This window comes from Clostridium fungisolvens (assembly GCF_014193895.1).
GTDB classification, from domain to species: domain Bacteria; phylum Bacillota; class Clostridia; order Clostridiales; family Clostridiaceae; genus Clostridium_AR; species Clostridium_AR fungisolvens.
In genome coordinates this window covers 865,387-891,137 of sequence record NZ_BLZR01000001.1, presented here as the reverse complement: position 1 = coordinate 891,137, position 25,751 = coordinate 865,387, and the positions used below count along the sequence as shown (strand labels likewise).

Genomic DNA, 25,751 nt, shown 5'->3' with positions numbered 1-25,751 from the left:
TTTTACTTTACCATAGCCTCATAGTATTGCTTTGGTGTAATTCCATACTCATTTTTAAAAGCTCTAAAGAAGTTTGAATAATCCCCAAAACCGCATTGTTTGTAAACATCGATAATTGGAACTTCTTTTAATATTAGCTCCTTAGCTTCTATTAATTTTTTCTGAACTATATACCTATGAATTGTAGTTCCTGTATATTTTTTAAACTCTCTAGACAAGTGAAATTTACTGAGATAAAACTGTTCTGCTATTTGGTCAACAGTTATATCTTCTTCTATATGATTATTGATGTACTCAATTATTCCATCAATAAGATTGCTCTTTTTCATATCCACACTTAGCTCTGCACTTTCATTAAAAGCAAGGTTATTTATATGTACCATAAGCTCTGTGATATAAGCTTTATAAAGCAATTCGTAGCCTATTCCTTGATAATTTTCTAAACCAACCAATTTATTAAGAATGAACCTAATGTTTTTTTGCTGCTCAATATCAGTGCTTAGCACATTCTTCTTATTAAAGCCTTCAAAACAAAGTGAAAGATCTGTTTCATTATTCGAAAGCTTCTTTAAGAAAGCTTTATTTATCCAAAGTACAATCCTCTCATAATATGCTTCCTCAGAATTTATCACTGCTTGGTGTAGCTCTTTCGAGTTTATCAAAACTATATTTCCAGGCTCTAATTTATAGGACTTACCTTCAATTAGATAAGTTACATCTCCTGATATAAAGAAATAAAACTCATAAAAATCATGGTGGTGTATACTTATACTTCTTATATCACTATTCAAATAATGATATATCTCATAATCACTGGATAACATATATTGACGAGTTTGATACTCATGCGTTCTCTTTTTCACTAAATCCCACCTCTCAATTTCAACGTATCACTTAAAGATAATATTATTTCATAAGAGCAATTTTTGCAAGTTATATAGCAATAATAACATATTGCATTTAATCTATAAAGGTTATAATAAAGACAAGTTAAATGTATTTGTTTTCAATCGCATTTTAATTATATGTAAACTTAATTAAAAGTGGAAAAATGAGGTGATTACTTGTTAGATAATGATTTTATGTTAAAAGGAAAAACAGCAAAACTACTTTACAATGATATTGCAAAAAATGCTCCAATATATGACTATCACTGTCACCTATCAGCAAAAGAAATATATGAAGATAAGGTATTTAGTAATATCTCTAAGATTTTTCTTGAATTTGATCACTATAAGTGGAGAGCTATGAGATATGCAGGGGTACCTGAGGCTTATATAACTGGTGATGCAAATGATTTTGATAAATTTAAAATGTGGGCAAGAACCTGTGAAAGACTAATTGGAAGTCCGTTATATCATTGGACAAACATGGAACTTAAAAACTTCTTTGGTGTAAATGAAATATTGAAGGAAAGCAATGCTGAAAAGATATATGAGTATTGCAATAAGAAGATATCAGAAGAAGCTTTGTCTCCTGTAAAGTTTATAACGAGCTCCAAGGTAAAACTTATCTGTACCACAGATGATCCTACTGATAACTTAGAATATCACAAGCTGCTAAGAGAAAAAGAACTAGACTTTAAGGTACTACCAACTTTCAGACCAGATAAAGCTCTTAACATATCAAAGGATGATTACTTCGATTACTTAAAGGCTCTATCTAAAAATTCTTCTACAGAAATCTATAACTATCAAACTTTAATAGCTGCACTAAAGGATCGTATAAATTATTTCAACCTAGTTGGGTGTAAGCTTTCTGATCACTCATTAGAAAGTCTTTACTATTATGATACCGATGAAACTGAGGTATCAGCAATCTTTAAGAAAAGATTATTTGAAAATAATTTATCCTTTGAAGAAACCGAAAAATTCAGATGCTTTACTCTTAAAAAACTAGCAGAAGAGTATAATAAACATAGTTGGACAATGCAACTTCACATAGGAGCAATGAGAAATAACAACGAGCAAATGTTCAAAAAACTTGGACCTGATGCTGGTTTTGATATCATGAATGATTTCAATATTGCACCTCACATATCAAAACTGATAGCTTCAATGGATAATGGCTCAGCTCTTCCTAAAACAATAATATACACCTTAAATCCAAAGGATAACCTTGTACTCTCTGCACTTCCTCACTGTTTTGGACAAGATGGGATAAAAGGAAAGGTTCAATTTGGTGCTGCTTGGTGGTTTAACGATCATAAGGAAGGAATCAATGAACACTTAAAGGCACTAGCTAGTCAAGGCACTTTAGCTTACTTTGTTGGTATGCTGACAGATTCAAGAAGCTTTTTGTCCTATGCAAGACATGATTATTTTAGAAGAATCTTGTGTACCTTTATAGGCACTCTTGTAGATGATGAAGAATTTGAAAATGATACTGAACTACTAAAAGAAATTATTGAAGGTATCTGCTTTAAAAATATAAAACACTATTTAGAATTGGAGGATTAACATTATGAAATTATCATTTAGATGGTATGGAGCCGACGATGCTGTTACGCTTCAATATATTAGACAAATTCCAAGCATGTACAGTATTGTAACTGCAATTTACGATGTTCCTGTAGGAGAAAAATGGAGCATGGAAAGCATTCTTAAGTTAAAAGCTGATGTAGAAGCTGCTAACTTAAAGTTTGATGTTATAGAAAGTGTTCCAGTTCATGAAGATATAAAACTTGGTCTTCCAAGTAGAGATAGATATATTGAAAACTATAAAGAAAATATAAGAAGCCTTGCAAAAGCTGGAGTTAAGGTAATATGTTATAACTTCATGCCAGTATTTGACTGGACAAGAACTCAGCTTGATAAGGTTTTAGATGATGGCTCTACTGCACTTGTTTATTATAAAGATCAATTAGAAAAAATGGATCCGCTTACTGGTGAACTATCACTTCCAGGTTGGGATTCAAGCTACACTAAAGATCAAATGGCAGATTTATTCGAAAAATACTCAAAGGTTGATGAAGAAGCTTTATGGAGCAACTTAGAATATTTCTTAAAGCAAATCATCCCAGTTGCAGAGCAATGTGATATAAAGATGGCTATTCATCCAGATGACCCTCCATACAATATTTTTGGTCTTCCAAGAATTATAACTAACGAGAAGAACCTAGATAGATTCCTAAAGCTTGTAGATAGCAAATATAATGGACTTACTTTCTGTACAGGTTCTCTTGGATCAGCAAGCTTCAATGATATAGTAAAAATGGTAGATAAATATGCAAGCCAAGGGCGTATCCACTTCATGCATGTTAGAAATGTAAAACTTCTTGAAGATGGTAGCTTTGAAGAAAGTGCTCACTACTCCCCTTGCGGTTCTTTAGATATAGTTGAAATCATGAAAGTACTTCATAAGAATAATTTTGATGGCTACCTTCGTCCTGACCACGGAAGAATGATCTGGGGTGAAACTGGCAGACCTGGCTATGGTTTATATGATCGTGCCTTAGGCGCTATGTATATCACAGGAATATGGGAAACTCTTGAAAAAACAAATAAAGGAGATAAATAATATGAAATTACCTTTTAATATAGACTTAAAAGACAAAGTTGTAGTAATAACTGGTGGTGCTGGAGTTCTTGGAAGCTCTTGGACTGATGCCCTTGCTGAATGTGGTGCAAAGGTTGCAATACTTGATTTAAGATTAGAAAATGCTGAAAAGAAGGCTGCTGAAGTTGTTGCAAACGGAAAAATCGCTATCGGTGTTGAAGCTAATGTACTTGATAAAGCTAGTCTTAAAAAAGCTCATGAAGTTGTATTAGAAAAGTTTGGTCCATGCGACATACTTATAAATGGAGCTGGTGGAAACAATCCTAAAGGCACAACAACAAAGGAATATTTATATGAAGAAGATTTAAAAGAAGGCAATGAAGACCTTATAACCTTCTTCGATCTTGATGAAAATGGAGTAAGATTTGTATTTGATCTAAACTTCCTTGGAACACTACTTCCAACTCAAGAATTCTCAAAAGATATGATAGGAAGAAAAGGCTGCAACATCATAAACATTTCATCAATGAATGCCTTTACTCCACTTACAAAAATCCCTGCATATTCAGGTGCAAAAGCTGCTATATCAAACTTTACTCAATGGCTTGCAGTTCATTTTTCAAAGGTTGGCATAAGAGTAAATGCTATAGCACCAGGCTTCTTTGTAACTAAGCAAAATGAAGCACTACTTAAAAACCCTGATGGAAGCTATACTGAGCGTTCACATAAGATACTTAACAGCACTCCAATGGGTAGATTTGGAGAAGCCGAAGAACTTATAGGCGCACTTCTATTCTTAGTAAATGAAGACGCTTCAAGCTTTGTAAATGGTATAGTCATCCCAATAGATGGCGGTTTCTCCGCTTACTCAGGGGTGTAATACTCCTAGGTATGCTTAAGCACTGTGTATAAATTTAGGTGTCGCTCCTCAATGATTTAATGAGCTTTACAACGCCTAAATTTATACAATGATATTAACCATAACCTAATCATGAAACTTTAAGAGGTGTAAAATGAAAAGGATAGAAACTATAAAGAAGTTAAGTGAATATGGACTTGTAGCTGTTATAAGAGCTAACTCTAAAGAAGAAGGTATAAAGATTGTTGAAGCGGTAAAAAAAGGCGGAATTAAGGCTTTGGAAATCACTATGACAGTTCCTGGAGCTTTGGATATTATAAAAGAGTTATCAGAGATTTATAAGGATGATAAGGAAATCCTCATAGGAGCTGGAACTGTACTTGATCCTGAAACTGCAAGAGCTTGTATTTTAGCAGGAGCGAAATACATAGTAAGCCCTAGTTTAAATCATGAAACAGTGAAGCTTTGCAACAGATATAGAATTGCTATAATGACTGGCATCATGACAGTAAAAGAAGCTGTAGAAGCTCTTGAATTAGGTGTTGAGATTCTAAAAGTATTCCCAGGCAACGCCTTCGGACCATCTATAATCAGCTCCTTTAAGGGACCTATTCCTCAAGGTAACTTTATGCCAACAGGCGGAGTAAATCTTGACAATGTAAAGGACTGGATTAAGGCTGGTGCCATTGCAGTTGGTACAGGCAGTGATTTAACTAAGGGAGCAAGTACTGGAAATTATGACTTAGTTACAGAAACTGCAGCTAAATTTGTTGAAGCTGTTAGAGCAGCTAGATAGTTTAATATAGCCCAAAACTCAAAAGTTGTCCACAAATACCAAATATTTACTCACTCTATTTTAATAATAACCCACATTATTTAGATAGAAATCCACATATTAAAGGTACATAGTTAACTCGAAAGTTAATTATGCACCTTTTTATTTTTACTATCTTAGCTCCTTTATTATTCCCTTCCTATAGGCATCGAGAAGCCACTCCAAATCCTGAATCTGAATCTTTAATTCTTCCCCAATATCCGTATCTCCAACTCTCTTTCGATCGACTTCCTGTTCTAGTACTATTGTAGTTGAAAGGATGTCTTTTTCTTCCTCTATAGCCTTTTGAGTAGATTCAAAAGGTTCATGGGATACTAGTAAAAGCCCATAGGAATTATATATTAAAGTATAACCTGCTATTCCTGTCTCAGGTTGATACGCTCTGGAGAAACCTCCATCTATAACAAGAAGCTTTCCATTTGCCTTTATTGGACTCTCCCCTTTTTTTATCTTTACAGGCACATGTCCATTAATTATATGAGAAACTTTAGGATCTAATCCAAATTCCTCAAAGATCATATTGCAAGCTTTTTCATCATCTTCCAGCTCAAAGTAATAATTTTTCTTCTCAACATGGGTTGCCTTATCCTCTATAAAATACCTTTCAAAGGTAGTCATCTTATCCTTACCAAAAAGCGGTGAGTCCTTACCGTTCCATAGATACCAGATTATATCCATGCCATAGAGTTTAGCTTCAGGATTATTCTTATAAAAATACCCTTCTCTAACTAAAATCTCTAACCTATCTAAATAAGCTTTCCCACTGTATTTCTTACCGGAAGCTCCTATACTAACTTTTCTAAAACTTCCATCTTCGCTTAGTGGAATACATCCATGAAATAGAAGGTTAGAATTATACTTTAAATACATACTTCCCTTTGCAAAAAGAAATCTAACATGCTTTTGAAGTTTTTCACTGTTTAAAAATGAAGATTTTAGCTTCTCTATTAGCTCTATTTCTTCTGGAATCAATTCATAAGGATTACTAGAATTTATAGTTGGGAAATGGCAGTCTTTTAATTTATATATTTGTCCATCAAAATCAATAGTACCTTGCTCATAGTTTATTTTATCTAATAGCAATCTATCATCCATTCCGAAGTAAGGACGTCTTTTAATTACCTCGCCTTCTAACTTAAACTGAATTACTGTTATGGCTTTATGCATCTTAGCCATAAGCTCTGCATCTTTTTCACTACAGGCTCTATCGTTTTCAAGCTTAGGCTTAAATATCTCACACTTATCATCGTTATAAAATTCCATAGCAAAGGTAGCTAAAGGCAATAGATTTATTCCATAGCCATCTTCTATGGTACTTAAGTTACCATATCTAGTACTGGTTCTAAGGACTGTTGCAATGCAGGCTTCACTTCCTGCTGCTGCTCCCATCCAAACTATATCATGATTTCCCCACTGGATATCTATAGAGTGATAGTTTATGAGTGTATCCATTATGATATCTGGCCCTGGACCTCTATCAAATATATCCCCTATAATATGAAGCCTATCAATTACCAGCCTTTGAATGAGCTTAGATAGAGCAACTATAAATTCTTTAGCTCGTCCCACTCTAATTATGGTTTTTACTATTTCTTCGTAGTATTTTTCCTTATCAAGTCTGTCAGGCTGTTCATGTAAAAGCTCTTCTATAATATAAGCAAAATCCTTTGGCAAAGCTTTTCTTACCTTTGAACGGGTATATTTTGAAGATGCGTATCTGCACATATCAATAAGCCTATATAAGGTTATCTTATACCAATCCTCTATATTAGACTGATCTTTAAGCTCTAGTTCTATTTTTCGTTCTGGATAATATATTAGAGTTGCAAGACTTTTCATCTCCTTTTGACTAAGTAAGTTGCCAAAAACATCATTAATCTTACGTTTTATAACTCCAGAAGCATTATTCAATACATGAATAAAAGATTCGTATTCTCCATGGATATCTGATAGAAAATGTTCAGTTCCTTTGGGAAGATTTAAAATAGCTTGCAGGTTAATTATTTCCGTACAGGCATCAGCTACTGTTGGATAATTATTAGATAGGAGCTTTAGATATTTCAGTTTATCTTGGAATTCTTGACTAGAGTCTTCTTCAATATAAAGCATTGCATTTCCCCCTAAAATCATTGGCTAATTTTATTCTTATATTAATAGTCATCAAATATTTCCTCAATATATAGAGTATACTATATATTTATTAGCATATCAATATTGTGTATTTTTTAACGAATAGTATAGCATAATAAAAAACTTCTAAAATATTTAAAAATTTAGCTTTAACTAGCCTAAAGATTTTATGCTTTCTTATAAAGTAAGAAAGACACCATAATCTTGATGTCTTCTTCTGTTAGTTATAATAAGTATCGGCTCTGTAATTTTAAATTCTAGCTCTACTCTAATATACTCTTGAAATACAAACATATATCTATCTTCATTCAATGTAAGATTCTTACTCTGACTTTTTTACTCAGCTAGTACCTTAACCACTACCTTCTTTATTCTTTCTGGCTTTTCAACACTTATAGAAGGCATATGTCCATCTTGTGGCTTAAATATAATAAACATACCCTCTTCCACTGTAACAAAATCTCCATGTGCTGTACCAAAAAGAATGTCCTTTTCTGCATCGTACTCAACAGTGGTTTCTATGTTTTCTGCATTTGTATATCCCATCTTTTCTGAGCCATTAATCATGTATTGAATATCTATATAGCTCTTATGAGCTTCCCATAATACACCTTCTACCAATTTAGTATCATACTCAGAAACCATTGCATAAATCTCATCATTTTCAATTTCATATTTTCCTGGCTCTAATTCAGCTAAATCTGTACCTTTTAAATACTCAAGAGCTTTCTTTATTCTTCCCCCAAGTCCATAATACTCTGTTCCATTCTCTAATTTATCAATAATCATTTATATTCACCTCATAAATTATAAAAAGTATGTCTTAATTATAAAGGAAACTTAATTTTAAAAATATGCTATTCTTGCTATTAACATTGCAAAAATTGTCCACTTTCACTCTCAATAAAATTATTCAAACCATTTCATTCATAGTTGATTATTTAAAATTGATAATCCTCCATAGTAATACAAGGACACCAACATCTTTGGTATCCTTGTAATTTTCATTTACTATAGACATTCAATAATAGTTTTGATTATCTTGCAGCTCTTCTTCTTTCCAATTCAGCCTGAATTTCTGTAAGAGCTTCTTTAGTCATCGGATATAAGAAGAATATTATTAAAAATACTATAAAGTACGTAACTGCTGGAGTTAGTGTAGCATATTTTCTAATATTAGCTGCTACTTCTGCTGTTTGCTGAGGAGCTTTTGCAACATATCCTGCCATACTAAGAGCTAATCCACCCATTGCTCCTGCTATTGCCTGACCAATCTTTCTCATAAATGAAAATACTGAATAAACTGTACCATCTTCTCTTATTTCTGTTCTATATTCTTGGTAATCTATTGTATCTGTAACAAATGCCCAAATCATAAAATTGAAGTAATTGTATCCCCAGTTTCCAAGAAAGCTTAGTACTACGAATAAGTATGCATTCTTAGTTGGAATAAGGAATAGTAGGAAATATGATATTGCCGAGAATAATAGAGCTGCAGAAGCTGATTCCTTTTTACCAAATTTCTTTGAAAGGGGTGTGATCATTGGTGCAACTATTAATAAGTTAAGAATAGTAATAAAACCAGATAAAGATAATGCCTTTGTATCTTTGAAATAATCCTTATATAGATAAGTGTTTAAGCTATTTGTAAGAAGCATTGCTATAACAAGAACAAGTGATGCACAAACTATTGTAATAAATGGCTTATTTTTCAAGAGTCCTTTTATCGAAACAAGCAAATTTCCTTTTTTCTGCGTTGTTGCAACTACACGTTCTGTTGATAGCATATAGCAAAGTGTGTAACAAATCATCGCAAGTACAGCCATTATAACTGCTACTATAAAGAATCTACTTGAATTCGCTTTGTTGCCTACAAAAACCACCATAGGTACAACTGTTGTTATAACCATTGCCGCTAAAGAAGCCCCAATACTTCTAAAAGTTGAAAGAGATGCACGCTCCACTGGATCACTTGAAATAACCGATGCCATTGAACCATATGGTATATTTACTGCACTATATAGTGATCCCCATATAATATAGGTTGCAAATGCATACACAAGATAAAACTGATTTGACATACCAGGTATTTTTATAAACATCATTACACCGAATACTAATAGAATTGGTGCAAAACGCAAAATCCATGGCTTGAACTTACCATTTTTAGTAGCTGGTCGTGAATCTATGAATCGTCCTACAGCAACATCCATAAATGCATCCCAAAGTCTTGCGATCATGAACACCATACCTGTAATTGCTGGGCTGATTCCAAATACATCTGTATAAAATACCATTAAGAATGCGCTGGCAAAGATGAAAAAGAAATCATTTCCGAAATCTCCAAACATATAGCCAATCTTATCTCTCAGCCCAAAGTTTCTAGTAGAATTTTTCCCCTCAATATTATTAATCATATAAGATTCCCCCTTGTTTTATTTAAATAGCCGCTAATGCAGCCTTAATTGGTGACTTATTCATTGCGCCTTTAAAAACGTTTACAAAAATTTTAGAAATATTTATATATTTTGATTTAAATAGTCCTGCTTTTTGGTCCACTTTCAAAGCTTTTATTAATTGAAGGTTGATTACTAGGCGGCCAATTTTGACCGCCAATATCTAATTATCTTCTAGTTTCCCACTTATCACACCATACATTATCGTTAAATTCTGTACCTTTAAACTCTGACTCTCCCATTATTTTTTGGATTGTTTGACGAATAACTTCTCTAGTATCTTTATAAGCATTTATATAAGTTTTCATCATAGGAACATCTGTTAAGTGAGTAGTAAAATTTAAAGAAACAAATACAGTAGGTATTTCATGGATGTACCATGGGATATCAGTTGACATAGGACATTTCCATCTTATACGATAGTTATTTTCAGCTGCGTATCCTACAATATCTGCAAACACTAATGCAGCGTCGAAGTTTTTAGATAACTCAGCAGTTTTTCCTTTATCCCTGCTATTACCATCATTCAAAGTAACTTCAAAACCTGCCCTTTCAAGTTCTTCAATTATTATCTTTTCAGCAGCATTGGATCCATGGGTAAGGCCTCCGATTTCACCAAACAGTGTGTGAAGTCTTATTCTCTTATGAGTGCTTGGCCTTATTGGCAATTGACTCCAGGTATCCTTTACTAATGAAATTCCAAGATCAGCAGCTTCTACAGCCATATCTAAATGTTCCTTACATCCAATAACCTCAAGTCCTTCTTTAGGCGCTATCAAAGTACCTTCCTTTTGTTTAACATGTAGTTTTAAGGAGGCCTTTAATCCCAAAACTCTTCTTAAAGCATCATGTAGACGCTCATCAGTGATTATGCCATTCTTATACCCCTCTAACATAAAGTTAAAATCTTCCTCCGGATCGTTAAAGAACAAGAACATATCACAACCAGCAGCGATTGCAGCAGGTACATAATCCTTACGTTTCATAGCCGCTGCCATACCTATCATATGGGATGCATCAGTTGTAACTAACCCATTAAAGCCTAATTGTTCTTTTAATAAACCATTTATAAGCTCAGGTGATAGGGTTGCTGGTAATATATCTTCGTATTTTAAGTTTGGATTTAACTTATATTGATATTCTGGCAAGGCAATATGCCCAGCCATTATAGTCATTAGTCCTTCATCGATTAAATGCTTATAAACCTTCCCAAAGCTATTATCCCATTCTTCAACACTAAGCTCATTTACCCCTAAAACTAAATGTTGGTCACGTTCTTCTGTGCCATCTCCTGGGAAATGCTTAGCACAAGAGGCAATATTGCTTTGTCTTAAGCCCTTTATATATGCGGTTGTATATTTTATAACTGAATCCGGGTTGGTACCATACGCCCTAGTATTAACAATTGTATTTCTCCAGTTATACAATATATCTGCACAGGGATCAAAGTTCCAGTTACATCCTATTGCAGTAGCTTCACGACCGCTGACATATCCTGCGTTATATGCTAGTTTTTCATTGCCTGATGCTTCACATTGTGCTGCTGAAGCGATGTATGTTCCATCACTAACAGCTCCATCCCCACCAGAATCACAGTTGCAGGCAACAAGCACTGGTATCTTACTTGATCTTTGAAGATCTGAAAGAAATTCATATACTTTTTCAGAGCTTCCTCCAAGGTATCTTGCCCCTCCAATAGGGTACTTGCTAACAAATTCCTTTGTTTTTGAAGGATCTAAGCTTAGGAATAAGTTTATAAATAACTGTCCTATCTTTTCTTGTAATGTCATTCCTTTTATCGTATCTTCTACCCAAGTTATGTCTTCCTCACTCAAATAGTATGGTTTTGCTCTTAAATCTACTAAAGCCATATTTATTTCTCCTCCTAGTAATTAAACTTCGTTTACTTCAATGACTGATTAAACTCTTCAATAAGTGTTTGTTGATATTCACCACTATAACTTCCATCTAAAAATTTTGACATAGCCTCAGTAGCCAGCCTCTTCCATGAGAATTCCTCTTTCCCTACAAGTATTGGGTAATATAAAACACCATTTTTTAGTGCAGCGTCTAAATCTCCTGGTGCATCTCCGACCATTAATACCTTGTCATTAGAAAAATTACTTTCTTTTAGCCCCTCAATACAAGCTGCCTTTGTTCCTGCTTCTTGTCCTAGCATAACTTTTACACTATATGAAAGTCCATGTCTTGTCCACTCATCAATTACTGCTCCTCCATTTGCTGAGGAAACAATTGCAATATCTGCGCTCCTACTTATAATCTCTAAGCCTTCTTTAACACTTGGAAATGGTTTGTCCTCATTATGTAGTTCACTTATAGCTTTATTGACTTCCTTGCTCCATTCCATAGTTTTAATAAGCTGCTCATCATTAGTCTCTTCAATTGCTTTTTGCAAGGCAGGATTTGAGAGTTCTAGTGTAGTTTCTGTCCACTGCTTAATTGAAGAGAATTCTGGCATAGACATTCCTTCTTCTTTTAGCAATTCGAAAGTTCTTACGAGCCCCTTAAATCTATTTAAGCCTCTAGTTTTAGAATACAGATTTACATTATTCCAAACTTCAAGAAATTTATTTTCAATATGCTCTAATCCCCATACTTCTATCGCCTTAGGTGCAAAGCACTTCCTATGTTTTACTTCCATGGTATCCATGGCGCAACCATCTGAATCAACACACACTAAGAATTCTTTATCTTTATTAAAATCAGCTATAGTAATTTTCATTAACTTTGCTCCTCTCGTGAAATCATTTTCAAGCTATGAGTACATTTTATATTGTTATAAAAAAAACAACTTCAACTATTTTGACTCTTTGTGTAAAATTATTGCTTTCAGAATAAATTTCTGTTATTATGTTTAAAACTTATGGATTTTGTTCTTTAGGAGGATTTATGAAAGTAAAAGAAGGTACTGTAGATGAGCTAATTTATAACATCTGTTCCGTTATTCATGGTATATGTAAACTAAATTTAGAATTCATAGATATTAATGATGCAAGTGCTTCCTTTCAGTTAGTTAATTCTAAAATACCTGATGTATTATCAGATTCTATATCCAAAACTCTTAAGTATATTGACTGTACTTTACAAAACGATATAGGCAATAACATCATGCATTTTACAGACAACCTCCAACTTAGTTATTTAGCTGTAGGTTTCTTTGAGAAGTCAAAATTTAAAGGATCTGTTATCCTCGGTCCATTTCTTTCAGCTGTTCCTGATGACTCATTTGTGTCTAAAGTACTAGAAAAAAATAATTTACCCCTAGTACATAGATTACAACTGAGAGAATACTACAAGAGCATTCCTATATATGATTTTAACGATATTAAGAATGTTGGTTTATTAATGATTAATCTAGCTTCAAATACATTTATTTCAAAGGACATAATATATGTCTCCAATGAATCCACTGTAATTAATGAAAAAGAAAGTGAATCTATTAATGAAGGAAATCTAATATCTGATATTGAGTTAAGATATAAAGTAGAAAAGGAAATATTGAATGCAGTTGAGAAAGGTTCAAAAGCCGAAGCTTTAGAGTTTAAGAAACTATTTCGTTTTAAAGCAACACATAGAGCTCCAAACGATCCTTTAAGAGCATATAAAAATCTTACTTTTAGCTTTAATACTTTACTTAGAATTGCCTGTGAACGTGGTGGAGTATCTCCAATCTATATCAGTCCTCTTTCTGACAAGTTTGCCACCTTAATAGAAAATATATCTACCATAAGACAACTTGATACACTGGGTGAAACCATGGTAGCTGAATATTGTGATCTTGTAACTAACTACTCTACTGCTGGATATAGCAGTATAATCAAGAAAGCAATAAATCATATTAACTTAAACTATCAAAACCCAATTTCCTTAAATTCTATTGCAAGCAGTATTGATATAAATCCCTCTCATCTTTCTAGACAGTTTAAGAAAGAAACAGAAATGACTATTACAGACTTTATAAACACAAAAAGAGTTAACGAAGCTAAATACCTTATTGAGCAAAATAATAATTCCATAACCGATATTGCACTTATGGTGGGCTTTGATAATCATACTTATTTTTGCAAGGTCTTTAAAAAGCTTACCTCACTAACCCCAAAAGAGTATTTAAAGAAAAGTTCATTAAATAGTAAATAGGTATATATTATAAAAACTAAAAAGGCTGCTCCCAGTTAATTACTTAGGAACAGCCTTCTTACATAAATATAGTACTATTAATTTATGTGCTTTTCTCTTCATGGAACTTAGTTGTTACTGCTGAAAATACTATATGAGAAGCTTCGCATCTGCTTAAATTATTTACATTTTCAGCTTCACTCTAATCTATAGGAACAGTAATTTTTAGCTCAGGGTAGACTTTAATTTCCTTAATATACTTCCGAAATACTAACACGTACTTATCATCTTTCAAGGTGGAATCCTTATCAAACTCCAGTACAACATTATTAAAGTCAGTGAAAGTCTTTATTTTATCCATAGTGTTTTTGTTATAACCAATAGGATTAAAATTATTAATTGCTGGTTCTGCATTTAGTTTAATGTCGTAACCTAATCCCAGGGCATTAATCAGCAAATCTGCAAAACTACTATCTGTGGAGCAGTTCAATATAACCTTATCTTTTGTATCAACTATAGAATTTACCTTAATGAATCCCATATCTCCTGCATTTATAGTAAATGGTGTTTTTGTTTTTAGGGTGTAGATTTCATTATCGTCTTCTAGCCTTCTAGGTTCTGTCTTGATCTCAGGTGCTTTGTATGGAATAATGGTCAATTTATTAAGCTTTCCTTTGTATTCTTTAATATAAAATTCAGTTTTATAGGTATACTCATCAACAATTTCGCTCTTCACATTTTCGATATTTACCATTCTATTGTCTTCATCCATTAAAAACACAGTGGAATAAGGTATTTTATCATCACTTTTTATTAGATTATTACTCTTATATGTCAACTCAATATAAGTATTCAATGGAGTCGATATTATTTTAGATATATTGAGAGTTCCATTTTCCGATACCTTTTGAAAGCTTGAGCTTGATACAAACGTATTTTTATTAATATCTTCATTTGAAGTACTTAGTTTAAAAGCCCATTGTCCAGAAATATCTCCTACACTGTTTACAACTATCTTAAATTTAAAGTTCTTAGGTAAATCTTTTACTTTAAAGGACTTATATCCTACGTATTGTCCATTACTTATTTCCTTATAGTAATTTGTGCTATCTTCAAAACTAACCTCTTTGCCATCAATGAAAAGCTTAGTTACAGCCAAATCAGCGCCTTTTATAACCTTCTCAGTTTTTAAGGAATATCCTAAAGTAACTCCCAGTGAATCTGAAGCTATGCTATCGATGGTTATCTCTACTCCATTATTAGTAGCAGTTTTATTCACTGCATTTGCATACTTATCATAGTTATCATTTAGATTATTGTCTTTTATAAAATATCCGAATATGGATTTAATTATAGAATCGGCCTTCACTTGGAACACAGTTGTAGAAAGTAATGCGCTAATACAAACAAAAACAATAGTTGCCGCAGCAATATTAAACCTTTTAGTTTTCTTAGGCTCTGGTAAGTTTTGCAAAGTCATTTTTATCTTTTTATCTGCTTCAGTTGATATTTTTGTATTGTTATATTCATCTTTTTGATTCTTTAAATATTCTTCCATGATTACTCCCCCTTCACAGCAAAATTCAAAATTTCTTCTAGTTTGGCCTTAGCCCTAGATAATCTTGATTTTACAGTACCTTCAGAAATTTTTAAGATTGCTGCTATATCCTTGTAAGGTAGATCTTCATAGTAAAATAATACAACCACAGTTCTATATTCATCACTTAAAGAATTTAAAGCATTCCACAAATCCAGCTTTTCATTTATATTAAGATCCTCACTCTCAGTAAAGCTTACTTCCTCCAATGTAATAACACTCTTTCTCTTACGTAAAATCGTATTGCATTCATTAATAAGTATTCTAATTAACCAAGTCTTAAAATACTCGTCCTTTTTTAAAGTTTTTATCTGAAGCCATGCTTTTAAGGTAGCCTCCTGAAATACATCCTCAATATCAGCTTCAAAATGTACTATGCCTTTTGCAATTCTATAAAGCTGATTTTTATTACTTTCAATTATTCTGCAAAAAGCTTCTTTATTACCTTTTTTCGCAAGCCTTACATCATCAGTTACTTCTAAGGCTTTATTAAGCCTCGATGAATTCAGCAACACTAATCATTCCTTCCTTTAATTAGTAGAACACTTATTAGATTCACTGAACTTTTGATTTGTTCCATGGGGAATATAATAATTTTTATTGCTCTTACCAAAACCAATCCACCTTATTACATCCTTAACCTCAATCATTTGAGGTCGCTCCCCAGGTTCGTAATATTTTATAAGAAGGATATAACAAAATATTAACCCTATCCGATCTTCAAATTTGATTTTAGCAACACCCTCAAGTGCACTTGAAGAAATAATTATTTTGTTAATTACTCCTAATTTAAACACTTGTTGAATCTGCCTCCTATTATATTTTTCTATATATCAAAAAAGGTTAATGCTTTTAAGCGCTAACCTCATATCTTCTATATATAAAATAATTGTCAAATTCAAGCCATAGATCTATGACATCTACTTACCCATGAATAAATTAATTATCCCCACTATCGGAAAAATAAATCCCCAATATTCCATTTTTATAAATATAAAGGAATGTGAGTTTCTAACTATGACTTCTTTGCCACTTTCCTTGTCAACGTATATTTTATCTTTATTCTTGTTTAAATCTTTTCCTACAAAATAGCATAGTACTCCAGCAATAATATACCCAACCATATGAACCCAATTATGAGTATTATAAAATTCTTTACCTACAACAAGCTCAACTAATACAAAGCTTATTCCCGCTAATATAATTGTTAAAAAACCATATCCTCTCCAAATTAACATGAATTCTTCCCCCCATACTTCTCATTCAAGATATCCATAACTTGTCAAATTCTTTTAAATTTTTATGATTATTCTACTAAAATAATCTTTCTTTACATTTCTCTAGTAAAACGCCTTCACAACTTGAATATAGAGAAACAAATATATACATCCTATTACTAAAAATATAATTCCCCAATACTCCATTTTGATAAAGAAAAGTGAATGAGTTTTCTTTATCAACACCTCTTCTCCTGTTTTCTTATCTATGTATACTTTCCCTTTATTATTGTTCAACTTTTTTCCGACAAAATAACAAAATAGTGCAGAAATAACAAATCCAAAAAAATCTACCCATCTATGTGTTCTATAAAATGCTTCTCCAACAGCAAGCTCAACTACTAAAAAACTCATCAAAAAAACTAAAAAAGCTAAAAAACCATATCCTTTCCATATTAACATAAATTCTTCCCCCCATATTTATAATTATTATTTAGAGTAATCATATTTATAAATTTCCATTTAAATATTAACATTAATTCCATTATACTACAATAACATTATATAAAAACTCGCTGAAGATATATTCTTCAACGAGTTTTTGTTCAAACGTATTTATATATGCGATTTTAGCTAATTTGATTCTTTGCGAAGTCCATCAGGTATATGAGTGAGAATACATAAATTTCAAACTTATAAACTCATCCTACAACTTAATTTTAAACTCATTCAAGCATCTAACAATACCTTCTTCAGTAGTACCAAACTTTATTCCAAACTTAGCAAGCTTGCTTGTATCTAGTCTTACATCTCTTGGATTGTCACTGTACTTTTCTGTATCAGCTTCAAGAATTTCTTCTGTTCTATATTCAAGTCCTAATTGCTTTATTATAAACTTAACAACGTCATATCTACTTAGATTATTTACACTACCTACATGGTAAGTATCGTAAGGAATTTCAAAGATTTTATCAAATTGCTCTATAAGTTCATAAACATAAGTCATTCCTCTGAATTCATTTGTTGGAGCTTTTATCTTTTCCCCCTTCATTATAGCTGTCATTGTATCCCATAGGATATTTGATGCCATATTGAAGCCTCTTTGAGGAAGACCAAACTGCCATGTAAATCTTAATACCCAAACTTCATCAAGTATTTCTTTAATAAGCTTTTCAGCTTCTAGTTTATTTTCACCATAAACTGTATTAGGTACTGAAGTGCTTTCTTCGTTGAAAGGACCTCTGTTTTCATTTCCATTGAACACTTGCTCTGAACTTATGAATACCATCTTTGCTCCAACTTCTTTGCAGGCTTTAGCCACATTTATAGCTCCTTGAACATTGATCTTATAAGCAAGTTCTGGGTGCTTGTTGCAGAAATCAGTAACAGCAATAGCAGCAGCATGAATTACAAAGTCAGGTTTAATTTCTTTAAAGGCATTTACTACCGCTTCTTCATTAACTATATCTAAATCATCTTTATCAGTTACAATTATTTCATACTTTCCTTTATAAAAGTCTGCTAGTCTTGTTCCAAAAAATCCGTTTCCACCAGTTAATAAAATCTTCTTCATTTTAATTCCTCCGTTTACTCTTTTAATATTGAAACCCGCATTCTAAGCATAAATTCTTAACTTCTTATGTTCTTAAATTTTTCACTTCTTATATTGTTAAATTTAAAAATGGTTAACTTTTCTTAATTTTATAATTTTATGAAGTTATATTTTTAACTTGGTATAAATACAACTTTATAACTTTTTTACTTCTTTAATTGTTTTAAAGCATACTCTTACATCTCTATCTTCCACCAACAAATACCATAAGTCCTTCTTGTTCCATTTTAAGTTTTATAGCATTTACTTCTTCATCTGATGGAGGTTTTATATCTAATAAGCTGTAGTCTTTACCTAAATACTCATACTTCTTGCTTCCGTATTGATGGAAAGGAAGTATATGAATTTCTTTTAAACCTAGATCTTTTACAAAAGCAATTATTTCAGATATATTTTCATCCTCCATAGTATAACCAGGAATCAAAGGTATTCTTGGTATAACCTTATGATTATTTAAAACAAGTTCTTTCATATTGTTTCTTATAAGCTCAATGTCTGCTCCTAAGATATCCTTTGCTTTTTCTTTATCCATTATTTTAAGATCAAAAAGAATTAAATCTAAATACTTTGCTAGCTCTAAAAGTTTTTCAGTATCTCCTTGACCTGAGGTTTCTATTGCTGTGTTTATAGAGAATTCCTTTAATCTTTTAAGCAAGGCTAAAGCAAAGCTTGGTTGTGCTAAAACTTCACCTCCAGATAAAGTAACTCCACCTTCAGAAGTATCATAAAATACTATGTCTTTTTTTACTTCATTAACTACTTCTTCTACGGTGTATTCTTTACCTATATAATCTAAGGCTCCAGTCGGGCATTTGTCTGGATTCATGGTACACTTAGCACAGCTTTCACTACTGCACTTTATACATAGATTAGGTTTCCTCATTATCTCTAATTTAAACTTTTGAGATTCTGGATTTGAGCACCAAGGACATTTAAGAGGGCAACCTTTAAAGAATACAACAGTTCTTATTCCTCCACCATCATGCAAGCTATACCTTTGTATATTAAAAATTATGGCTTTTTCCAAAGTAACCACTCCTATAATACATGCTCTGTTCTATTGATGATGTCATTTTGTATTCCAGTATCAAGCTCTACGAAGATTGCACTATATCCAGCTACTCTAACTACTAAGTTTTGATATTTCTCTGGATGTTTTTGCGCATCTTTTAAAGTATCAGCTGAAACCACATTAAACTGAACATGTTGTATTTTTAATCTGCTAAAAGCCTGAATATATGCTACTAATTTTCTTAAACCTTCAGTTCCTTCTAAAACTGCTGGTGAGAACTTAACATTTAATAAACTTCCATTTGAAGTAAGGTAATTGTCGAGCTTACTTACACTCTTAAGACTTGCTGTAGGTCCATTTTTATCTCTTCCTACCATTGGAGATAAGCCTCCATCTGCAAGCTGTTCTCTCGCCATTCTTCCATCTGGTGTTGCTCCAACTGCTTCACCTAGCGGAATATGAGCAGAAACTGTGTAGGAACCAGGCTGGAACATACCACCTCTGATGTTCTCATACTTTTCTACCTCCTCACAGTAGTAAGAAAGTATTTCTGAACCTAATAAATCAACTTCATCAACATCATTGCCATACTTAGAATATCTGTTTATAATTCTTTGTCTTAAGATCTCGTTATTCTCCCAATTATTTTCAAGGATTGTCACAAGTTCATCTAAAGTCATTTCCTTGTCTTCAAAAACAAGTTTCTTTATTGTAAATAAGGAATCACTTAAATTTGGTCCACCAATTCCTTGAACTCCTGAGAAGTTATATTTAGCTCCACCTTCAGTTATGTCTTTTCCGCTTTCTAAACATCCACAGATGAAGTTTGATAAGAATGGAGTTGGCGCACATTCTCTATGAGCTTTATCAACTATGTTTGAACCTTCCACCATGTCCTTAACATATTTTGATATATTATTCTTAACTGCAGTCATCAAATCTTCAAAAGTATCAAAGCCTTTTCTGTTTTCCTTTAAAGTAACTTCCATTGTTTTTAATAGATTGAATAGCGCTATATCATGAAGTCCATAAGTCTTCTTAGGAATAGAAAGTTCAACACAGCCTACTACTGCATAGTCTCTTGCATCCTTTAAACTTACTCCTCTATTTACATAAGCTAATATATTTACTTCATCATTAAACACCTGAGGCATTCCTGTACCGATTCTTATAGCTTCTGCAGCTTTCATCAGAAAATCTCTTGGAGACTTTTCTCCTACACGGATGCTTAGGTTTGGCTGAGGCAATCTTATATCTCCCATTATCTCAAGCATAAGATGCGACAATTCGTTAGTTACATCAACACCCTTTTCATCTAGTCCTCCTAGAACTATGGTGTATCCTATAGGGAAACCTGCAAAGTACTTTGCACTTTCTGTACTTCTCAAGGCAACTATAGTATTAAATTTTATATAAAGTGCCCTTAGAATTTCTTTTAAAAACTCCTTATCTTCTCCATTCTCTAAGGATTTTTTGTAGAACGGATACATATATTGATCAAATCTACCTGGAGAGATTGAGCTTGCATTTGATTCATGTTGGAACACTACACTTATAAACCAAAATAATTGAACTGCTTCATAGAAGTTATCTGGCTTTTCAAAGGCTACTTTCCTTGATATTCTTGCTATTTCATTAAGTTCTCTTTTTCTTTGTAGATCTTGTTCTCTCTTAGCCATATTTTCAGCAAGTTCAGCATGACGTAATATATAATCACTTGTTGAACTTAAAGCTATAAAGGACGCTTTGTAGAAGTTATTTTCAGGATAACTCTGCACCTTTTCTTCTATCTGTCTAAGCATATATCCTAAACCATTTCCTAAAACTACTTCATAATCAGGTATGATATGACCTTGACCTTTATCTGTCTGATTTAATGCAACTATCTTTGTTTTTGTAGTTTCTTTTATATTCTCTGGAATAGTTTCTTCGCAGTAATCCTTTAAGGATTTGCCTTTCCAATATGGGTAGAGTTCGTTTTTGAAATATTCCTTATCTTCTTCACTGATTTCAAATTTATCCTGAGCTCTTGTAGGAAATTCATCAAGTTCTTCTAAAATCCAATATGGTGACATTTCAGGGGATACGACTCCTGCTCTTGGTTTAACAGTTCTATCTCCAACAATAAGCTCACCTTTTTTTATCTCGATCTCTACCTTGTTTAATATATTTGCTAAAGCTTTAGCTCTTCTAACAACTACCGGTAGTCCTTCAGTAGCCTTAAAGCTTTCTGTATAAAGCTTAGCCCTTTCCAAGGAAACTTGTCTCTTTTCTCTGAAAAGCTCGTCTTTTAAAAACTGAATTCTATCACTAAGCATTTTACCCTCCCCTAAAATATTTCTATATTTTATTACTTCGTCTTCATCTTTATCATTCATTATTGTTTTATATCATTATATATCATTTATTCTCAATTTTCAATAACAACTAGTATCATTTTCTTCGTTATTTATTATTATTTTATTGTTTTATAGTTTTTAGACCTAATTCTAACCATTCCAAGAAGATTAAAATAGATTTTTAACTACAGCATCTAAACTATAGTGCTTTAGTTATGTTCCATACCTAATGTTATTGTTTCTCCCATTTCACATATTTATATATAAACGAACCACTTCATACTTATAATTTATATTTTCAAATTCTCATATCAGACTCTAGAGGGATCAGGAGTTTTTATTACATAAATTCTTGTACTTAAATTATAGAAATTCTTTATTGTAAAAATCTTAATTCTACAAAATAATACATATAAAACATATCTAAAATGATAGATTTGTATAATAGTTGGGAATAATAAAAAATAATAGAGTATTTTTGAATTGCAATAGTATCATTTTGCAATAAGGAGTGCTATACTTGTTGTCGTACCAAGAAAATGAAAGAGGTGTTTCTTATAAATACAAATTATAAAACTTTTAACAATGAATATGAAATTAATGGTGATATTGCTACCATCTCAATATTGAAGAAGAACGGTGAAAAGCTTTCAGCTAAAATAGATGCTTCTGATGTAGATAAGGTTAAAGAATGCGGTGTATGGTTTGCTGAATGGAATAAAGACTTTAATGATTACATAGTTGAAAACATAAGTTCAACAAAAAAGAACAAACAAGCTAAGCCATTAAAGCAAAGCTTACAAAGCGTTGTTCTAGATGTTAATCCTAAGGCTCCAATAAAACATAAAAACGGTGATACTTTAGATAACACAAAAGCTAATCTTGAAATAGTTGAAAGAAATACTAAGAATGAATACGAAATAGTAGATGAAGATACTGCTGCTATACTATTAAAAGATAAGTATGGAAAAGTTATATCAAAGGCTCTTATATCTAGAGATGACTTAGGCGCAGTTATAACTGATGCTTATAGCTGGGTACTATACAAGGTTCATAATGATATTTCAGTTATTGCAAACACTCCAGAAGGAAGAGTTCATTTAGACAAACTAATAATGAATCCTGCTGAAGGTGAAAAAGTTCATCATATCAACTTAAATCCTTTAGATAATAGAAGAAAAAACTTAGAAAATACAAACGCTTAAAGACAGTAAAAAAGGCTGTAGAGAAAACAAACTCTACAGCCTTTTTGTGTATAATATCTCTTTATAACTACGATTTTTTATAGTTCCTTCAATATGTTATCCACCACTTCTTTCGGAACTAATACCTCTTCTAATTCTATCTTATTAGGATTAGTAGTAAGAGGATAATCCTTAATCCAGTAGTTGCCACTGATACATTTGCCTACAACTATTGGTTCATCAGGATTTTCATCATATACTTCCTCTAAATCCTCATATTTAGTTAATACAACTATTCTTCTGCAAGGCTCATCAAAGGAATCATATATATTAAAGAAGCTATTATATGTATCAAAACTCTTAACCGAAGTAACTATCCTTAAATGTAATCCTGACTTTTTAGCTAATTCTACTACATTTATACTATTATTCATTTAATCAAATCCTTTTCTAATACGTATTTATCAATGTCATTATCCCATTATACCCTTAGATATTTAAATTTAACTAGCATGTCTTAATTAATATGAGTTCTTGGAGTTACTATAATTTAGAATATAAATGGAATCAAGGCCCAGCTTTCAGAAATATATTTATTATATTCTTCTCCAAACTCTTCTACTAAATATCTCTGTTCCTTGCGTATTTTCACAATATAAGTTGATAATATAATAATAAATCCTACTAATGAAGCGATAGTTCCTAAGGTAATAAATGTGCCAAAAAAGCCGCAAACAATTCCTGTATAAATTGGATTCCTAACATACCTATACGGACCATTTTTGACCAGTCTTTGTCCTTCTACCCTTTGTATGGCCCCACTCCAATTCCTGCCTAAGGTTATCCTTGCCCAAATCGCAAATGAAAGAGATATTACTAAAATTATTGTCCCAAAATATTCAACTATCAAATTACTAGGTATTATCTCTTTCCAAAACATAAAATTTTTAAATTCAAATAATGTAATGAAAAAGGCTACTATAACCAAGATTAAATGAAGCATCCTCTGAGTACTTTTTTGCCCACTTGATAACTTTTTAACCTTTGATCGAGTATATATAGCAGAGAGTATCCAATACCCCCAAAATAATCCCCAAATATAATTAATAATAAATTTATTCATTGTAACCAACTCCCAATATAACTTGGTGAAATCAAAGTATTAAAGTAATTTTATCATATTTTTTAGAATTTCATACTGTGATAACTACAATTATCTAGAATATATCTTCATATACCTATGAAAATATATCTTTTTTAATATCACTCTATTATTGAGCTATATAGTACTAATTATATTTTGTTTTCTAGCAATATTTATAGATAAACTACTTTATATTAGAATTTATCAAAATAAAGATTGGTAGAACCATCGAAATCTTTATTTTGAGTTTAAGGAACAAAGTAGTTTATCTGTTCAGCTGAAAAGATATCCCAGTTCTATTTAATGAAGTAAGTTTAATAGATATATTAACTATTAATGTTAACTTAACTGTGAATTTTGATTTTATTTGGAACTGGTTTATCTAAAGTATGCTATAATTATTACTAAAATATATTATCTATAGAATTTATACTTATGCACACTAGATAAGTCTGAATACTATAATGCATAGGCTTATAGGCAAAGTGGAATTCTATATAAAGCAATTTCAAGGAGGGTGTAATATGGAAGTTACTCAAGTTTTAGAAAATGTATATAAAATTAATCATGGTATACCTAATGTACCGATAAATTTCAATCAATACTTAGTTGTAGGTCAAAAATCCTTACTTGTTCATACAGGTAATTATGTAATGGCTAAATCACTAGTTCCAAAACTAAAGGAACTTCTAGATGGTGGTTCACTAGACTACATTTTTGTCTCTCACTTTGAAAGTGATGAATGTGGAGGAATAAATGTAATAACAGAAGCTTTTCCTGAAGCAGAAGTTATCTGTTCAAGCACTACAGATATGCAATTCAAAGGATTTAATCTAAATGCTAAGACTTTAGTTAAAAAGCCTGAAGAATTTCTTGAAACTGAAAACTTATCACTAAAATTTATTAAATATCCATCAGAGATGCATTTATGGGAAGGTATCTTAGCGGTAGATACAAAGAGAAACCTACTATTTAGCAGTGACTTATTTATTCATTGGGATACAATGAAAGAGACAGAAATTACTTCTGATATAAAAACTGAAATAAACAACATAACCTTGCAACAAATCCCATCACCAGAAGCTTTAGAATTTATTAAAGATACACTTTTAGCTTTGGATATTAAATACATAGCTTGTGGTCATGGTCCGTTTATAAATCTATAAATTATCCAATGTTATAGCATTACAATCTATAGTGTGCTAACTTTCCTTTAATTTAAAATTATAAAATTAAAACTCTGCAAATAATAAAGCTGCTGAAAATCCTCAGCAGCCTTATTATTTCTACATAATTTATTTTATCTAACCAGATTAATTAGAATCTTATTCTTTTCCTATATCTTCAGATTTATATAAGTAATATAGTCCATTATTTATTCTTCCAACCTACATACCTGGTTTTATTTCGAATAACTTACTCAAAAATGCCCCTAAAACGCCTTCTATTTTTAATTTTAATTCAATTTCATTTCTAACTGCTTTGAGAAAAATCTTATAAGAATTTGCATTCTATAAATTACAAATATATTATATTTTTATGCCTTAGCTTATTTTTTTCTTAAGAATCTCGTAAAATGATATATTTTTATTGTTTGTACTGTCTTTAATTTGCTTACTTGCTTGAACATATCTATCACTTCTATTGTTAGATTCTCTTTGTTCTTCATATTTGCTAGTATTAGTTATAATATTTACCTTCATTTCCATCACATCCTCAAATATAAATACG

At 31.8% G+C, this 25,751-nt stretch carries 24 protein-coding genes; 7 read left to right on the top strand and 17 right to left on the bottom strand.

What is annotated here, in order from left to right; genetic code table 11:
* Positions 1-2 precede the first annotated feature (2 nt).
* Positions 3-863: an AraC family transcriptional regulator gene (locus tag bsdtw1_RS03460; RefSeq protein WP_183276212.1), complete on the bottom strand. Its 861-nt coding sequence runs from the start codon at positions 861-863 to the stop codon at positions 3-5.
* Positions 864-1,064: 201 nt separating this feature from the next.
* Between bsdtw1_RS03460 and uxaC the strand changes: the two genes are divergently transcribed.
* From uxaC to bsdtw1_RS03440, 4 genes are all read left to right on the top strand, one after another.
* Positions 1,065-2,459, top strand: coding sequence for a glucuronate isomerase (uxaC, locus tag bsdtw1_RS03455; protein WP_183276211.1), 1,395 nt, complete (start codon positions 1,065-1,067; stop codon positions 2,457-2,459).
* Between the two features lie 4 nt (positions 2,460-2,463).
* Positions 2,464-3,519: a mannonate dehydratase gene (uxuA, locus tag bsdtw1_RS03450; protein ID WP_183276210.1), complete on the top strand. Its 1,056-nt coding sequence runs from the start codon at positions 2,464-2,466 to the stop codon at positions 3,517-3,519.
* Position 3,520: 1 nt separating this feature from the next.
* Positions 3,521-4,378 carry an SDR family oxidoreductase gene (locus bsdtw1_RS03445; protein WP_183276209.1) on the top strand — a complete coding sequence of 286 codons (858 nt, stop codon included), beginning with the start codon at positions 3,521-3,523 and terminating at the stop codon, positions 4,376-4,378.
* Between the two features lie 133 nt (positions 4,379-4,511).
* Complete coding sequence (locus bsdtw1_RS03440; protein ID WP_183276208.1) at positions 4,512-5,153, top strand: bifunctional 4-hydroxy-2-oxoglutarate aldolase/2-dehydro-3-deoxy-phosphogluconate aldolase; 642 nt, start codon at positions 4,512-4,514, stop codon at positions 5,151-5,153.
* Between the two features lie 150 nt (positions 5,154-5,303).
* Here the strand turns inward: bsdtw1_RS03440 and bsdtw1_RS03435 are convergent, their stop codons facing one another.
* The 5 genes from bsdtw1_RS03435 to bsdtw1_RS03415 all read right to left on the bottom strand — a co-directional run bounded on the left by bsdtw1_RS03435 (position 5,304) and on the right by bsdtw1_RS03415 (position 12,521).
* Positions 5,304-7,301, bottom strand: coding sequence for a fructose-1,6-bisphosphatase (locus bsdtw1_RS03435; protein WP_183276207.1), 1,998 nt, complete (start codon positions 7,299-7,301; stop codon positions 5,304-5,306).
* Between the two features lie 357 nt (positions 7,302-7,658).
* Complete coding sequence (locus bsdtw1_RS03430) at positions 7,659-8,111, bottom strand: NanQ anomerase/TabA/YiaL family protein (protein WP_183276206.1); 453 nt, start codon at positions 8,109-8,111, stop codon at positions 7,659-7,661.
* A gap of 248 nt (positions 8,112-8,359) precedes the next feature.
* Complete coding sequence (locus tag bsdtw1_RS03425) at positions 8,360-9,739, bottom strand: MFS transporter (protein WP_183276205.1); 1,380 nt, start codon at positions 9,737-9,739, stop codon at positions 8,360-8,362.
* Between the two features lie 206 nt (positions 9,740-9,945).
* Positions 9,946-11,649, bottom strand: coding sequence for a glycoside hydrolase family 3 protein (locus bsdtw1_RS03420; protein WP_183276204.1), 1,704 nt, complete (start codon positions 11,647-11,649; stop codon positions 9,946-9,948).
* A gap of 32 nt (positions 11,650-11,681) precedes the next feature.
* On the bottom strand, positions 11,682-12,521 hold the full coding sequence (locus tag bsdtw1_RS03415; RefSeq protein WP_183276203.1) for an HAD family hydrolase: 840 nt from the start codon (positions 12,519-12,521) through the stop codon (positions 11,682-11,684).
* 167 nt (positions 12,522-12,688) lie between these two features.
* On the opposite strand from bsdtw1_RS03415, the gene bsdtw1_RS03410 reads away from it, so the two are divergent.
* Positions 12,689-13,936: a helix-turn-helix domain-containing protein gene (locus tag bsdtw1_RS03410; protein WP_183276202.1), complete on the top strand. Its 1,248-nt coding sequence runs from the start codon at positions 12,689-12,691 to the stop codon at positions 13,934-13,936.
* Between the two features lie 181 nt (positions 13,937-14,117).
* Here the strand turns inward: bsdtw1_RS03410 and bsdtw1_RS03405 are convergent, their stop codons facing one another.
* From bsdtw1_RS03405 to bsdtw1_RS03370, 8 genes are all read right to left on the bottom strand, one after another.
* A complete protein-coding gene (locus bsdtw1_RS03405; protein WP_183276201.1) occupies positions 14,118-15,473 on the bottom strand; it encodes a DUF4179 domain-containing protein in 1,356 nt (451 codons plus the stop codon).
* 2 nt (positions 15,474-15,475) lie between these two features.
* Positions 15,476-16,027, bottom strand: a complete 552-nt coding sequence (locus tag bsdtw1_RS03400) for a sigma-70 family RNA polymerase sigma factor (protein WP_244638105.1) — start codon at positions 16,025-16,027, stop codon at positions 15,476-15,478.
* A gap of 15 nt (positions 16,028-16,042) precedes the next feature.
* Positions 16,043-16,309 (bottom strand): hypothetical protein, encoded by a 267-nt coding sequence (locus bsdtw1_RS03395; protein ID WP_183276200.1) that lies wholly within the window; start codon positions 16,307-16,309, stop codon positions 16,043-16,045.
* Positions 16,310-16,432: 123 nt separating this feature from the next.
* A complete protein-coding gene (locus bsdtw1_RS03390) occupies positions 16,433-16,750 on the bottom strand; it encodes a hypothetical protein (protein ID WP_183276199.1) in 318 nt (105 codons plus the stop codon).
* 102 nt (positions 16,751-16,852) lie between these two features.
* A complete protein-coding gene (locus bsdtw1_RS03385; protein WP_183276198.1) occupies positions 16,853-17,191 on the bottom strand; it encodes a hypothetical protein in 339 nt (112 codons plus the stop codon).
* A 244-nt stretch (positions 17,192-17,435) separates the two neighbouring features.
* On the bottom strand, positions 17,436-18,302 hold the full coding sequence (locus bsdtw1_RS03380; RefSeq protein ID WP_183276197.1) for an SDR family oxidoreductase: 867 nt from the start codon (positions 18,300-18,302) through the stop codon (positions 17,436-17,438).
* Positions 18,303-18,525: 223 nt separating this feature from the next.
* Positions 18,526-19,368 carry a [formate-C-acetyltransferase]-activating enzyme gene (locus bsdtw1_RS03375; protein WP_183276196.1) on the bottom strand — a complete coding sequence of 281 codons (843 nt, stop codon included), beginning with the start codon at positions 19,366-19,368 and terminating at the stop codon, positions 18,526-18,528.
* Between the two features lie 11 nt (positions 19,369-19,379).
* Positions 19,380-21,671: a formate C-acetyltransferase gene (locus bsdtw1_RS03370; protein WP_183276195.1), complete on the bottom strand. Its 2,292-nt coding sequence runs from the start codon at positions 21,669-21,671 to the stop codon at positions 19,380-19,382.
* Between the two features lie 560 nt (positions 21,672-22,231).
* Here bsdtw1_RS03370 and bsdtw1_RS03365 point away from each other — a divergent pair.
* Complete coding sequence (locus bsdtw1_RS03365) at positions 22,232-22,897, top strand: hypothetical protein (protein WP_183276194.1); 666 nt, start codon at positions 22,232-22,234, stop codon at positions 22,895-22,897.
* Positions 22,898-22,974: 77 nt separating this feature from the next.
* Here the strand turns inward: bsdtw1_RS03365 and bsdtw1_RS03360 are convergent, their stop codons facing one another.
* On the bottom strand, positions 22,975-23,310 hold the full coding sequence (locus bsdtw1_RS03360) for a hypothetical protein (protein ID WP_183276193.1): 336 nt from the start codon (positions 23,308-23,310) through the stop codon (positions 22,975-22,977).
* A gap of 116 nt (positions 23,311-23,426) precedes the next feature.
* Positions 23,427-23,999 carry a methyltransferase family protein gene (locus bsdtw1_RS03355; RefSeq protein WP_183276192.1) on the bottom strand — a complete coding sequence of 191 codons (573 nt, stop codon included), beginning with the start codon at positions 23,997-23,999 and terminating at the stop codon, positions 23,427-23,429.
* Between the two features lie 545 nt (positions 24,000-24,544).
* Between bsdtw1_RS03355 and bsdtw1_RS03350 the strand changes: the two genes are divergently transcribed.
* The gene (locus bsdtw1_RS03350; protein WP_183276191.1) at positions 24,545-25,186 is read left to right on the top strand and encodes an oxygen-binding di-iron domain-containing protein; all 642 of its coding nucleotides are present in this window, start codon (positions 24,545-24,547) and stop codon (positions 25,184-25,186) included.
* A gap of 378 nt (positions 25,187-25,564) precedes the next feature.
* Here the strand turns inward: bsdtw1_RS03350 and bsdtw1_RS03345 are convergent, their stop codons facing one another.
* Positions 25,565-25,723: a hypothetical protein gene (locus tag bsdtw1_RS03345; RefSeq protein WP_183276190.1), complete on the bottom strand. Its 159-nt coding sequence runs from the start codon at positions 25,721-25,723 to the stop codon at positions 25,565-25,567.
* Positions 25,724-25,751 lie beyond the last annotated feature (28 nt).